This window comes from Paenibacillus sp. FSL H7-0940 (assembly GCF_037979415.1).
Classification (GTDB): domain Bacteria; phylum Bacillota; class Bacilli; order Paenibacillales; family Paenibacillaceae; genus Paenibacillus; species Paenibacillus amylolyticus.
In genome coordinates this window covers 5,964,157-5,977,955 of the sequence record NZ_CP150280.1, presented here as the reverse complement: position 1 = coordinate 5,977,955, position 13,799 = coordinate 5,964,157, and the positions used below count along the sequence as shown (strand labels likewise).

The following is a 13,799-nucleotide window of genomic DNA, read 5'->3' as shown; positions in this document are numbered from 1 at the left end:
TTTCGCATCCGCGTTCTTACGTGGTATCTGCATTACTATGATATGGAGCACACTCTTTCATCCATTAACGTTATGGCAGAAGATTTACAGCACTCCAGCTGAGCAAAAAACTGGTGATCACTTTCCTGTTCTTTTCTTTAAAAGGAATACACATACACCTTGGTGCGCAAGGCATCCCGGCATGTAATGGTGCGTAGCGGTTCTTTTCCTGGCAACGCAAAACAGACACTAATCACCTTGGCACCCGGCGGAAGCTCTCGACTGAACTTGTCCAGAAGCCGGGTCATGGCTCCCGGGAACAGATAACAAATTACACAATCTGCATGTTCATAGGAACTGGTGTAGATGTCTCCACGCACGAAGCGCAGCCTGCCCTTGAGAGAGTGCTTGTTTCCCTTGGCTCGACGTAAGCGAACACTTAGATAGGCAATCAGTTGGGAAGACCATAAGGGGATAATAGAATTCTCAATCCCGGTCAGCCTTTTGCCAGGGCAGTGTCTTACAACATCCAATCCCAATGTGCCCCATCCAGAGCCCACTTCGAGCACATCCCCGTACCCCGGAATACGGTTTACCTCTTGAATGACCACCTGCCTGACACGGCCAGATGTGGGCATCGGCGAAATCCCGTTTTTCCAACTGACAAGTACGATGGATATGACACCTATCAATGTCACCACGGCAATCAGCCATGGAATCAGGTAAATGATGAACATGAACTCATCCCTTTGTTATCACTCATTCATTCCGGCACATGAGACTTCATATATACACCCTTTTTATAAACGGACTTGATGGTAAAATGTACACCCAGCTTGCGATTCGTCCGATAGATTAGCGAATTAATCTCGTCGATCCCTACCGCTTCACTCTCCAGCATACTACGCTCTGGCCACACCTGAGCCACAATCTGTTCCCTTGTCACAAAGTGGTCCAGTTGACTATACAGCAACTTGAACAGCTGGTACTCCTTCTTGGACAGCGGAATCTCCACTTCGCCGATCTGTACGGTTTGCAGGTGATCCAGTAAACGTACGCCCTCACCCAGCAGATCCGACACACGATATTCCCTCGTCTCTCCAAGATCGCCTTCCGTGCGAAGTTGGATCAAGCCGTTGACCAACGTCAGGCTGTCTCCTTCGCTAAACGGATATTTCTCATAGGGAACGAGGCGCTGCCCGTTCAGTTCGGTTCCATTTTTGCTATCCAGATCCTCGATCCATAACTGTTGCTGTACATCATAATGAATGCGGCAATGCCGCTTCGATATCATCTGATTATAAACAGACAAGTCCAATTCACTTCCGCCTGTGTAACGTCCCACCGTAATGGAGCGACCTTGGCTTACATAAGCGAATGAGCCGTCACTTTCCTGTCCTGGCGTACGAATGACGATTTTTGCCGTCTCCCGCATGTTATTCTCCCACCTTCAATGATCACTCACTCGATCTCTATAAACATTTCATAACAATAATGATAAATTCATCAGATTTGTTCCATTGTTTGCACCGCTATAGTTCAATATAGTGGTATACAGGAACGATTTATGTTCGGTTCTACTTACTCTACTATACCAGACGTTGTGCTTTTTTTCTCATGGCGGCCGGATGTCTACTTTAGCTCATTCAACAAGAGAGGTACCTTCCTATGAACAAAAAAAATATTTTCATATACGTGTTGCTCGCCTTTGCCCTGTCCATGACATTAACCGTGCTCTCCCGTATGAATGATGATGGCGGAGAATCACTGAAAGGCACATCGGCTTCCGAAACCTCATGGTTACAAATGAAGATCCAACCCTAGTCTACTCTATTATAACGTGATCTCCGCGCAAAACGTTTCACGAATGTCATATTAGGCTAAGCCATAGACTCACATCAATAAGGCCCCAGATTGCTGGTAACAGCAGCCCGGAGCCTCATTTTAATCCAAAAAATCTATATTACACGACTTATTTCCCAAATCGAAGTTAAGTGGACAGTGAACACTCCCACCATCCGCACTCACGTCATTGCCGCTTCTTTCTCGCGCCGAATTTCCTCCACGCATACACGATAAGAGCTACAGGGCCAGCAAGCCATAACAGTTGCCAAAGCATGATTTTCAGGTCAAATCCCACTTCGAATCCCTCCCCATATAATCGCAAATGCCACTTCTATCGTTCAAAAACCAAATCAATCTTGGTCTTCCTCCGGCACAGTCGGCTCGTCGTCAGGCTTCGCTGTCTCTCTGGACTGTACTTCCTCCATCCGGCTGGACACCTTCTGATACAGGTAAGAGATCCCAAGCAATAGTACGCCGAAGCTGAAGTAGGCAAAGATTTTGCTGCCCGAGGTGAGCATCCCCACATCATAGAACACCATTTTCCCCGTAGCGAACAACGTTAGGCCAAGGCCGAGGCGCCGAATCATGACATATTTTCTACGGAATCCATAGGCAATATAGAGAATCGCCAGCAGCAGATAGATCAGGCTGAACATCAGCCCCACATCACCCCACTGGAACTGAATCGTCAGGAATACGGTGATGACACCCAGCAGATACACCCCTGCGATAACCGGGTACCATTCAATGCTCTTGAACTGCCCGCGGATGCCTGCAATTAGCAGATCCCTTCCTGCAAAGAATACCCCTACGTTAAAAATAATCAACACCAGCAAACCAACAATCTCTGCCGCCGTATGCTGCTGAACTTCCGGCTGAAGCGCTGGCATGGTTAAGGTTACGGCCAGTGCAATACAGCAGCCAATAGCATGCAAGAAGGTGGTATACACCTGCACGTATCGATCACGCAGCAGCTTCACCTTGTTCAGTCCATAGGCCAATGCAATGGTGAGCGCTGCGAACATGAGCAACTTGTAGAACATGTATAACAGGAACGTCCCATCGACAGCTCTGGTATACAATTCATTCGACTCATACAGCACGTATAACCACAGATTCGCAAGTGTCACATACTTGAATCCGTTCAGGAAACCCAGCTCCAGCGCGCTGTATTGGAATCTCTCTCTGGAAGATGAACTGCTGCCAATTGCCCAGGAATAATATAGTGTAATAAGCAAGGTTCCCAGCGTGATACTGGAGTACTTTAACATGAAGTAAGAACGTTCCCCGATGAAGAATAGCGCCAGCAGATCGTAGTACACAAAAGTGATTAGACATAGAAGAACGATACCCCATCCGGCACGTTCCACCGACTTGAGCCGTTTCAGATGTCCAAGCGTAACCAACAGAACCCCTTCGATTAACCAACCCATCGATAACCACTTGGCCCCGAATTGGAACGGAATAATCAGAATGGCAAAGGTCAGGGAAGTGACATAGAAGAGTAATATCGTCTGTTTCTCCTGTGCCATATGGCGCTGGACGAATCGTGCGAGGCCCAGATACACCATGCAGAAGATCAACGCCAGCAAGCCCTGAGCATCATTCCAATCCGCCACATCAAATAACACGTATAACATCAGACAACTAATGCTCGTATTCATGGCGAGTAGAGCGAAATCCCACCAGGTTAACTTCATCCGGTGTTTGAATGGATATGCCAGCGTAATGCCCAGATATAATGCAAACGTCACAATGGAATACAACATGCCAATTTTCTCACTTGGCGACAGCCATAAGAGGATGAGCATGGATGGTGTGTTGAACAGGAAACTGATATAGTGCACCACCGGCCACCGTTTGCCGAATGATATAAACACAATAATGCCGTTTAAGAGCAGCAGATAGATCATGGCTACATAGACAGCAGGGCCCTCAAGCCCGAACGAGAACATGTAGGAGAATAGCGGAAGATATCCGCCTACCAAACCTAGTGAACAGATGGTCTTCGACTGGTATCTCAAGGACAACAATACGGAGATTGCCGATACCAATACAGACAGGGCAAGTCCCGTATATAACCCGATAATATGCAGTAAAAAGTAACTATAGAAGACGGAGCCGAACAACACGGATATCCCACCGCCGAGCAACCCCATCGCAAACGTCTGCCTTTTCCGGCGGAACAGCCACTCTCCTCCGGCGAGCATCAGAGCACCGAGCAGGAAAAAGGCTCCGCTCTTCATCTCGTCATTAAACCAAGTGGAGTACGAGTAACGGAACGCTGCTCCAACCCCCAGAATGAGGAGCAAGATGGCTACCTTGTTAATCCAGCTGAGTCCAATCTTCATCTCCATGCGATTCTGCTTGATCCGGCGTTGAATAGTCTCTTCGCTCAACCCTTCCTCCGCCATATGCTCATATCCACGTTCCATGTGCCCACGCAGAGCCTCTTCTCTATCCCGTACGGCTCGTCTGTGCGATTCAATACGCTCATTCACCTCTGCCGCAAAGTAAGCAATCCTCTCCTTTACCTCATCGGAATCCTCTTGCAACTCCTGTGCTACCTGGTTGTACAGCGCGTTTAGATTGGATTTGGTTCGATGCTCATGGAATGCAATTCGATCATTATGTACTGCTGTTTTCCCTTGAAAATAGGTCTCCATCTTCTCTCGCGATACCCGAATTAGATTCAGCTTCTCATCCAGCATCTGTTCGGATAACGCCATGCGAAGACGTGCATTCTCTTCTTCCATCTTGCGCGAGCGAATTTCGAGCTGTTGCAGCTTGAATTTGTGAGCTTCATACTGTTCCTGTAACTGTTCATTCTGAACGATCAGGTCATCGGACTGGTATTCCTGGAGCAGGGCGTGATACTCCTTCGCCAGTTGCTTTTGTTGCTCCTGAACCTGTTGAAGCCGATCCTTAAACTCCTTCATGAGCTTCCTCCGTTGGTTGATGTTTAATCTTTTCCCTATATTTTACTATATGTATGCCATAAAAAGAGTTTTAAACATTAGATATATCTGTGCAATATTTCATCCGCAGGATCTCAAACGCAAAAAAGCCGGGAAGCAACTGCTTCGCCGGACTTATATTCATATGAGCATTTGCACAAGAATGGATGCTTATGCCGCATCACTCGTCTCCGATTGGTCCGCTGACTCGGGCTCAATTATCTCGGTCGCATCTGGGTCCAGCCAACTGGCGATCATGCCACGCACATACTGCAGATCGTCCTCCGATAGATCGTAGTACCATGTGCCACTGCGCGTTGCACCCTCACCCTTCAGCATGTAATTGCTGATCGTTGGTATGCTATCTTTCATATATAAGGACTCGGCAAATTTCACGATAAAGTCCGAGGTCATGTTGGTTGTAAAATTCGATCCGGCAATTTGGATTACGTCCGGGATCTTGGTCAGATTTTTGACTTCCAGCGCACGATTCATGAAGGCACTTAAGAAAATCCGGTGACGCATCGTCCGATTGAAATCGGAATCTTCCCGGTAACGCACATATCCAAGCGCTTCTTCACCGCTATAGATCGGTTTATTCGCTTCAACAAACAGCTTCTCATGAATTTTGAGCTTGTTCTCAATATTTTTCTTGATCGGCAGTTCAACACCGCCCACCGCATCAACAATATCCTTGAGCCCGTTAAAATTAATCGCGGCATAGAAATCCACTTTGTTCCCCAGCAAATTCTCCACCGTATCCATCGCCATCTTGGCTTCACCGTGGGCATATGCTGAGTTGATCTTCGACTTCACATCCCGGCCGACAATCTCGGTATAGGAATCACGTGGAATGGACAGCAGCAGCACTTTATTGTCTTCTGGACGCACAACGGAATAGATGATGGTATCCGAACGGCTTGGTTCGTTATCGCGTTGGTCAATCCCTAGCAACAAGAGCGAGAACGGGTCCGTATGTTCCACAACAGGGGCATCCTTATCGCCCGCTGGTACAAAGGAGTCATCCAAGGCTTCCTTCACCGTAGCTGAAGCGAACAAATTAAAGGCAAACACGACGAGTTGCTTTTGATAGATAAATCCGAGTCCTCCCAACACAAGCAGCACACTTAGGGTGATGATTAATGGCTTTTTCCATTTCTTATTCGGTTTCTTCGGCTTCCGTCTTGTTAAATGTGCGGCACTGTTTTCCATCATATCTCCTTTAATAACGGGTTCTTAGAATCATTTAACTATATTAATAACACGTTTTCAATAGATTACGTTATAATCTGCTATACAAATACGTGTTCAAGAAGTTTGGTTTTCAGTACCAAGAAGATGGAATGAAGCTAGAAATGGAGTAGCGGAGCGTAGGGAAAACTACGTGAGCAACTAAAATGTTTCCGAAGGAAACATACTTCGTAAGCATATGCTTATTCGGCTGAATTTCATATTCGATGCTGATGATGCCGCCAGGCATCATTCGTAATCAAAAGTGGACTTTTTGAACTACCTCTACAAAACGAATAGAGAAGGAGCGATGAATGATGGAGTATCGACGTTTGGGCAATAGTGGTTTGCGTGTGTCGGCACTGGGGCTCGGCACCAATGCGTTTGGCAAACGCGCGGATGAAGCAGCTTCTACCCGCATTATTCATGCAGCGATGGATCAGGGCATCAACTTTATCGATACCGCCAATATCTACGCAGGCACGGAATCGGAACGCATCATTGGACAGGCTCTCACAGGTCGACGTGAAAACGCGGTGCTTGCTACCAAGGCCGGATTACCCCGGCATGATGGTCCTCATGGGCGGGGTTCCTCCCGCTACCATCTGCAACAAGAGCTGGAACATAGCCTGCGGCGTCTGCAAACGGATTATGTCGATCTGTACCAGATCCACACTTTTGATCCGCATACACCGCTGGATGAGACACTGCGCACACTGGATGATATGGTCACTTCCGGCAAAGTCCGTTACATCGGAGCCTCCAACTACGCAGCTTGGGAGCTGATGAAAGCTCTGGGCATCAGTGAACAGAAAGGTTATGTGCGCTACATCTCCACCCAAACCAGCTACTCCCTGGCAGACCGTACACCCGAGCTTGAACTAGTGCCGATGTGTCTCGATCAGGGTGTAGGCATTATCCCGTACTTCCCGCTGGCAGGTGGTATTCTGACCGGTAAATATAACGGACAGACCCGTGTGCCTTCTGGTTCCAGAGCAGACACCGATCCGTCCTTCAACCGTTTCCTGCTGGAGCATAATATCCAACTGAGTGAACAAGTGAGTGCTAAAGCTGCCTCATATGGCTGCTCCCCGAGTGTGCTGTCACTCGCATGGCTACTGACACGTCCAGCTGTATGCACAGTGATTGTGGGCGCTACACGCACCGAACAGCTGGAACATAATCTGGCTAGTCTGGACATGTCACTGCCCGATGAGCTGTTGGCCGATCTGGACCAGATTAGTGACTCTTTCCGTCGCCGCGAGCCGTTTGCGTCCTATCGAATCGATTGAGCAACCCAAATAGACCTCCCGACAAGATGAAGTCAGGAGGTCTATTTGTATTTTACAGAGGTGTTACAAATATTAATAATCAGAAAATTTTCCAGTTCCACTACATTCTGTAGTTTAATACATTAAAAAAAGATATATTACGGATCAACTCTCTGTTTTTTGGCGAAGAAACTCCTGCATGATCTCCAAATACTCTCCCTTACGTTCATCCAAAGTTTCGAAAAATGCCTTGTCCGATTCCTCGACCAGATGGATTCCCTCCACAGCCAATCGGGTTCCTTCTTCCGTTGTTGTGATAATATTGGCACGCGTATCTGTCTGATGACGAGCGCGGGTAATTAATCCCCTTTTTTCAAGCGCACGTAGAACCTGAGAAGTCACGTTAACATCCACCTTGGCAAACTGAGCAATTTGAACCTGAGTCACTCCCTTGCCTTCCTCATCGTGTTCATTGAGCCATAAACAGGCGTGCAATAATACAAATTGAGGTTGTGTCAGTTCGAGGGGCTCCAGCACCCTGCGTACTTCCTTTTGCCACATGGCTGTAACCTGCCATAACAGATATCCCGGACTTTCTTGTGCGTTTTTATACCGTGAGCTTGTCATCTCATACCTCCATGATGTGCGACCTTATGCAACAGAATATATACCCGTCAGTCAATGAAGTAAATCCATTATTCATATAACGATGATGGAAACATATCCGTTGCAACTCTGTGTGTTCTTTCTTAAAAAAAATTAGCGCGCAGGGATAAACTGCTTCACCCATTGTCCGAATCCTTGCGGATTGCGGCTCTGTATAAGAATAGTTCCTTCTCCCCGGAACCTACATACCAGTCCTTCTCCACTTGTTACACTGGATAACCAGCCCTGTGAAGCTTTCTCAATACGGTAATCTACATAATGAGGCCATGCCACCAAATGGGCGTTATCCACGATCATTTCTTCACCTGCTGCCAGATTAATCGCATGGATGGCACCATAGGAAGACAGAAATACAGTTCCACGTCCGCTGATCTCAATAATGAAGAAACCTTCTCCCGAAAAGAGACCTTTTTTCAGGTTTTGCATTTTGGTATTCACCTGAATGCCCTCGGTTCCTGCCAGAAATCCGTCTTTCTGCACATAGAGTGAATAGGAACCGTCCAATTCAACAGCTTCTACATCGCCCATGCTTGAAGGTGAGAGCAGAATCTCTGCCGATCCGCCCGCAGCCGTCAGTTCCTGAAAGAAAAACTTCTCCCCGCTCAGCATCCGACCGAACCCGGCAAACATCCCGCCTTCTGCTGAACCCTTCAGTTCAACCGTAGGAGTCATAGATACCATCGCACCACTTTCGGCCTTGAACCGCTCTCCCCGCTGCAAATGTACCTTGAGCATCGCAAAAGCACCATCATATAAAATCTCATAGTTCACGGTTGCACCAGCTCCCTATTGTCAGAGTTAAAATCATTGAGTCCATTATCTTCCAGAACTGCTGATTTGTCTCCGTATTCCTTCACAATATGTTGATCTCCCCAATTACAGAGCGCATTGAGAATCGGTTCAAGACTTCTCCCGTAATCACTCAATTCGTATTCTACTTTGGGAGGGACCTGATTATATACGATGCGGTTTACGATTCCGTCGTTTTCAAGCTCTCTCAGTTGCTGTGTTAACATTTTTTGTGTAATTGCGGGCATAATACGCTTGAGATCACTGGTTCGTCTTTTCCCATGTGTCAGATGACAGAGAATGACGCATTTCCACTTGCCACCGATCACCTCTAGGGTAGCTTCAACCGAGATGTTATATTTTTTTCTAACCATAACTTCCTTCCTCCCTGATGAATTGAATTACATCCGTCGCATGCTGTATAGGCACCAAAAAGTACGTAGGGTACTAAAAAGTACGTACTATTCAATCTATACCGAATAACTCATAATAGCATTTGCCGGTACGTAAATCTACATTCTGGGGAGTTGAGCAAGAAATGTTACAAGATTCAAAACGCAGCACATGGGCATTGCTTGCGCTGGCCATTAGTGCATTCGCGATCGGTACCACAGAGTTTATCAGCGTTGGGCTACTGCCCCTCATTGCAGATGACCTGGGCATTTCCGTAACTACAGCGGGACTGACCGTTACTTTATATGCATTAGGCGTTACCTTTGGGGCTCCTGTTCTGACCTCACTGACGTCTACCATATCACGCAAAACGCTATTGCTTGCCATCATGATTGTCTTCATTGCGGGTAACACGATGGCTGCACTATCGACGGGCATCACCATGTTACTCATTGCACGAGTAGTGTCCGCTCTGGCACACGGGGTGTTCATGTCCATTGGCTCCACGATTGCAGCCGATCTGGTGCCTGCCAACCGTAGGGCGAGTGCTATTGCCATCATGTTCTCTGGTCTTACCATTGCCACAGTAACCGGTGTACCTCTCGGTACACTCATCGGCCAACATTGGGGCTGGCGCGCTGCCTTTATCCTGATTGTTGTGGTTGGCATCGTTGCAATGATCGGGAACCTGATACTCGTGCCATCCACGTTGAAGCGAGGAACACGGACGGCATTTCGGGATCAGCTGAAGCTCGTTACAGGTGGACGCTTGCTGATTGCTTTTGCCATCACTGCTGTTGGGTACGGAGGAACATTTGTTGTCTTTACGTATCTGTCCCCGTTGTTGCATGATATTAGCGGTTATTCCGAGAAAACAGTAGCGTTCATTCTGTTGTTGTACGGAATAGCCATCGCTATTGGCAACATCATCGGTGGCAGAGCAGCCAATCGCAACCCGCTCAAGGCGCTCTTCTACATGTTCATCATTCAGACCATCATTCTCGGCGTGATGTACTTCACCGTCCCGTTTAAGTTGGCAGCACTGCTCACCATTATGGGTATGGGCCTGCTCGCTTTCATGAATGTGCCTGGTCTTCAGATGTACGTTGTAACCTTGGCTGAACGATATGCACCACAGGCCAAGGATGTAGCCTCAGCCTTTAACATCGCCGCATTTAATGCAGGGATCGCTATAGGTGCCTATTTGGGTGGAGTGATCAATGATTCCATCGGTTTGATTCACACGACATGGGTCGGAGCCTTGATGGTTCTCGTAGCTGTAATCCTGACCGCATGGGCTAAAATGCTGGAAAGCAAAGATCAACATGCATCAGTCGAAATGGAGAAAGCTTCGTTCTAATTTCCATTCCGACCATGGGTCTCACTCTTATATATATCAGTTCCAGCCTTCGAGGGGAACCGGTTTCATATGGTATTTTATTATACTATAATACGTTGAACCCAATTTGATCTACTATGATTTAATTTTGTATGATAAAACAACAAAAATTCAGCTTAATATGACTGATTTTTACACACTTTAAGGAGGAAATCTCATGACAACAGCTCAAACCGCACAACATTTACAATCCACAGTAACTCTGCATAATGGTGTTTCTATGCCTTGGTTCGGACTTGGGGTATTTAAGGTAGAAGAAGGATCTGAACTGATTGAAGCCGTGAAAAGTGCGATTAAACATGGATACCGCAGCATTGATACTGCTGCAATATACGGCAATGAAGCCGGTGTTGGTCAAGCGATTGCAGAAGCTTTGCAAGAAAACAACCTGAAACGCGAAGAACTGTTTGTTACATCTAAAGTATGGAATGCAGACCTCGGATATGAAGAGACACTTGCGGCTTTTGATACAACCTTGAACAAACTGGGACTGGAATACCTGGACCTGTATCTGATTCACTGGCCTAAGGCAGGCAAATACAAAGCAGCCTGGAAAGCAATCGAGGAACTGTACGCGGCTGGTCGCATTAAAGCTATTGGTGTAAGCAACTTCCAGATTCATCATCTCGAAGACCTGATGCAGGATGCCAAAGTGAAACCGATGGTCAATCAGGTGGAATACCACCCTCGCCTGACTCAGGTTGAGCTTAAGGCTTTCTGTGAGAAGCATGGTATCCAGCTTGAAGCTTGGTCGCCTCTGATGCAAGGTCAGCTGTTGGACAACCCAGTGCTCACGGCGATTGCTTCAGACAAAGGCAAATCGGTTGCACAAGTAATCCTGCGTTGGGATCTGCAAAATGGAGTCATTACTATTCCGAAGTCCACCAAGGAAAACCGGATTATCGAGAATTCCTCCATCTTCGACTTTGAACTTTCAAATGAAGAGATGGATCTGATCAGTGCTCTGAACGAAGATGTACGCGTTGGACCTGATCCGGACAACTTCGATTTCTAATGAATAACCTTTTTGGAGCCTGATTGGTTTGACATAACATAACGAAAAAACACCGGACCAGTATCCGGTGTTTTTTCGTTATGTTCTCTTCCCTATAACCAAGCCTCGCTAACACTGCACGTTTCAATTCAAAATGTTGTAATCCATTTTTTAACTATTGAACCTGCCACAATGCAGGGACATTGGATGGTTCCCACCCAGACAAGGATGTGTGGGATTGCAAACATTTATACGTCTTACCGCTATAGGTGACCAGCTGTCCTACAGTATAGGCTGTATTCGCCTGCCAGGCGGAAACGCCCGGATTTGTCGTTCCTGCTGCCGTTTTCACAGTCACCGCATTGCTCGCAGCAGAACCATTCCCCGCCGCATCCTTTGCTTTTACCGTAAATGTATACGAGGTATCCGCTGCAAGCCCGCTGATCGTTGCTGTCGTTCCGGTCACGGATGTCGCCAGAGCCGCTCCATTGTACACATCATAACCCGTTACACCCACGTTATCCGTGGATGCCGCCCAGCTCAGCGTTATACTGGATGTTGTTTGCGCGGTTGATGCGAGGTTCGTTGGCGCAGTTGGCGCCTGCGTATCTCCACCCGGCTGAGCTGTCGTGCTTACAGTTACAGCATTACTGGCTGCAGACAGATTACCTGCCGCATCCTTTGCTTTTACCGTAAAGCTATAGGATGTACCCGCTGACAGTCCGCTGATTGTTGCGGTCGTCCCGTTGACGGAGGTCACAAGATTGGCACCATTGTAGACGTTATAACCGGTAACACCCACATTATCTGTTGAAGCATTCCAAGCCAGTGTAACCGAGTTTGCCGTCAAGCCTGTCGAACGGGCATTACCGGGTACGCTTGGCGCCGTCGTATCTGCTGGAGGCACTGTACCTCCGGTAGGCAGATCGGCTTTCAGTTTATTTTGAAGTGTTTTGTTCCGGTCACCGCTAAGTTCCCAGAACATCGCTCCGCCGAGTCCTTTGCTTTTGATATAAGCCGTTTTATATCCAATAGACTCCGCATCGTCATAACTAATAAATCGCTTATTGGTCGCATTATAGAGATATGGCACCTTGGCCGTGTCATTCCAGTAACGCGTGTACCCGTTTTTGTTAATGTAGTTGGTCTCCAGATCATAAAAATCAAAGGAGCCTGCTTCCCATGTTCCAACGGAAGAACCTCCCGCACAGGTCTGATACTGGCCATTTCCCGTCTGTGCGCATCCATCCCAGCCGCGGCCATAGAACGGAACACCAAGCACAAGTTTAGCGGCTGGTACGCCTGCATTCAAATGCCCTTGTGCTCCAGCAGCCACATTAAATGTATTGGCATCCGGCACCCCAGCAGCCGAAGCCGCAGGGTCATAGTTCAACGGCGCGTTATGCGCGCTGACTTTTTGCCAGGCCCCGTTAAAATCGTATGTCATAATATTAATCCAGTCGACGATGGCAGCTATATTGGCAAGCTCAGTATTCGCAGCATAGGTCGTCGATGCACCGCTTGCAATCGTAAGCAGATACTTCTTGCCGTCCACAGCTCCGGCAGCATCCAGCTTCTCACGGATTTTGCTCAGAAGCAGCGTGTAATTTTGCTTATCCTCAGGACGTTTGCTGTTACCATCAAGTCCGCCTGATACCGGGTACTCCCAGTCCAGATCTACCCCGTCAAAATTGTATTTCCGCAGGAAGTCGACGGCAGAGTTTGCAAATACCTCTCGCGTTGCAGCAGTCGCAGCTACATCAGAGAAGCGGTTGGACCATGTCCATCCTCCCACGGAGATGATTGTCTTAAGATTAGGATTGATCTGTTTCAGCTTGTTAAGCTGATTGATATTGCCTGCAATGGGCTGATCCCACGTATCCCCTGCAAATGTCTTTCCGGTATCGATCCATGGATCGCCAAGCACAATCGTTCCATTCGGTACATTGATTGTCTGGCTCTTCTCATTCTGACACGTCCAGGTCACCGGGTTAGGGCCCGAAGGGTCCGGATTTCCATGAATACCGTTCCAGCAAATATCGGCAAACGCATAGTTGATATGCGTGACTTTGGTTGGGTCGATGTCCGTTACATTATAGTTTCTCCCATACGCAGCCCAGGACGGGTAGTAACCAACAATTTTATAAGAATCTGCAGCTGCTGCCGTAGCGGGTTGGAGCACAAAAGAAGGAATAATGACGGATAAGAGCAGGGATAGACCCAGGAGAAACTTTGCGGTTTTCTTGAAAGCAGTGTGTTTATTTAAATGTATCATC

At 47.5% G+C, this 13,799-nt stretch carries 12 protein-coding genes; 4 read left to right on the top strand and 8 right to left on the bottom strand.

The window, feature by feature from the left end; all coding sequences use genetic code 11:
* Positions 1-137: 137 nt before the first annotated feature.
* Both MHB71_RS26380 and MHB71_RS26375 read right to left on the bottom strand, forming a co-directional pair.
* Positions 138-716 (bottom strand): class I SAM-dependent methyltransferase, encoded by a 579-nt coding sequence (locus MHB71_RS26380; protein ID WP_339190656.1) that lies wholly within the window; start codon positions 714-716, stop codon positions 138-140.
* Positions 717-742: 26 nt separating this feature from the next.
* A complete protein-coding gene (locus tag MHB71_RS26375) occupies positions 743-1,414 on the bottom strand; it encodes an FHA domain-containing protein (protein ID WP_047840896.1) in 672 nt (223 codons plus the stop codon).
* 233 nt (positions 1,415-1,647) lie between these two features.
* Between MHB71_RS26375 and MHB71_RS26370 the strand changes: the two genes are divergently transcribed.
* Entirely contained in the window at positions 1,648-1,803 is a 156-nt protein-coding gene (locus MHB71_RS26370) for a hypothetical protein (protein ID WP_165980318.1), read from the top strand.
* A gap of 371 nt (positions 1,804-2,174) precedes the next feature.
* Here MHB71_RS26370 and MHB71_RS26365 read toward each other — a convergent pair whose 3' ends face one another.
* Both MHB71_RS26365 and MHB71_RS26360 read right to left on the bottom strand, forming a co-directional pair.
* A complete protein-coding gene (locus tag MHB71_RS26365; protein ID WP_340028095.1) occupies positions 2,175-4,763 on the bottom strand; it encodes a DUF2339 domain-containing protein in 2,589 nt (862 codons plus the stop codon).
* Positions 4,764-4,952: 189 nt separating this feature from the next.
* Entirely contained in the window at positions 4,953-5,996 is a 1,044-nt protein-coding gene (locus tag MHB71_RS26360; protein WP_340028094.1) for an LCP family protein, read from the bottom strand.
* Between the two features lie 332 nt (positions 5,997-6,328).
* On the opposite strand from MHB71_RS26360, the gene MHB71_RS26355 reads away from it, so the two are divergent.
* The gene (locus MHB71_RS26355) at positions 6,329-7,303 is read left to right on the top strand and encodes an aldo/keto reductase (protein WP_338709014.1); all 975 of its coding nucleotides are present in this window, start codon (positions 6,329-6,331) and stop codon (positions 7,301-7,303) included.
* Between the two features lie 144 nt (positions 7,304-7,447).
* Here MHB71_RS26355 and MHB71_RS26350 read toward each other — a convergent pair whose 3' ends face one another.
* From MHB71_RS26350 to MHB71_RS26340, 3 genes are all read right to left on the bottom strand, one after another.
* Positions 7,448-7,909: a MarR family transcriptional regulator gene (locus MHB71_RS26350; protein ID WP_036612197.1), complete on the bottom strand. Its 462-nt coding sequence runs from the start codon at positions 7,907-7,909 to the stop codon at positions 7,448-7,450.
* Between the two features lie 132 nt (positions 7,910-8,041).
* Positions 8,042-8,719, bottom strand: coding sequence for a TIGR00266 family protein (locus tag MHB71_RS26345; RefSeq protein WP_017691614.1), 678 nt, complete (start codon positions 8,717-8,719; stop codon positions 8,042-8,044).
* On the bottom strand, positions 8,716-9,111 hold the full coding sequence (locus MHB71_RS26340; protein ID WP_017691613.1) for a winged helix-turn-helix transcriptional regulator: 396 nt from the start codon (positions 9,109-9,111) through the stop codon (positions 8,716-8,718). The genes MHB71_RS26345 and MHB71_RS26340 overlap by 4 nt, the downstream gene beginning before the upstream one ends.
* 164 nt (positions 9,112-9,275) lie before the next feature.
* On the opposite strand from MHB71_RS26340, the gene MHB71_RS26335 reads away from it, so the two are divergent.
* Both MHB71_RS26335 and MHB71_RS26330 read left to right on the top strand, forming a co-directional pair.
* Complete coding sequence (locus MHB71_RS26335) at positions 9,276-10,490, top strand: MFS transporter (RefSeq protein WP_340028093.1); 1,215 nt, start codon at positions 9,276-9,278, stop codon at positions 10,488-10,490.
* Positions 10,491-10,686: 196 nt separating this feature from the next.
* Positions 10,687-11,544: an aldo/keto reductase gene (locus MHB71_RS26330; protein ID WP_340028092.1), complete on the top strand. Its 858-nt coding sequence runs from the start codon at positions 10,687-10,689 to the stop codon at positions 11,542-11,544.
* Positions 11,545-11,698: 154 nt separating this feature from the next.
* Here the strand turns inward: MHB71_RS26330 and MHB71_RS26325 are convergent, their stop codons facing one another.
* On the bottom strand, positions 11,699-13,798 hold the full coding sequence (locus MHB71_RS26325) for a glycosyl hydrolase family 18 protein (protein ID WP_340028091.1): 2,100 nt from the start codon (positions 13,796-13,798) through the stop codon (positions 11,699-11,701).
* Position 13,799 lies beyond the last annotated feature (1 nt).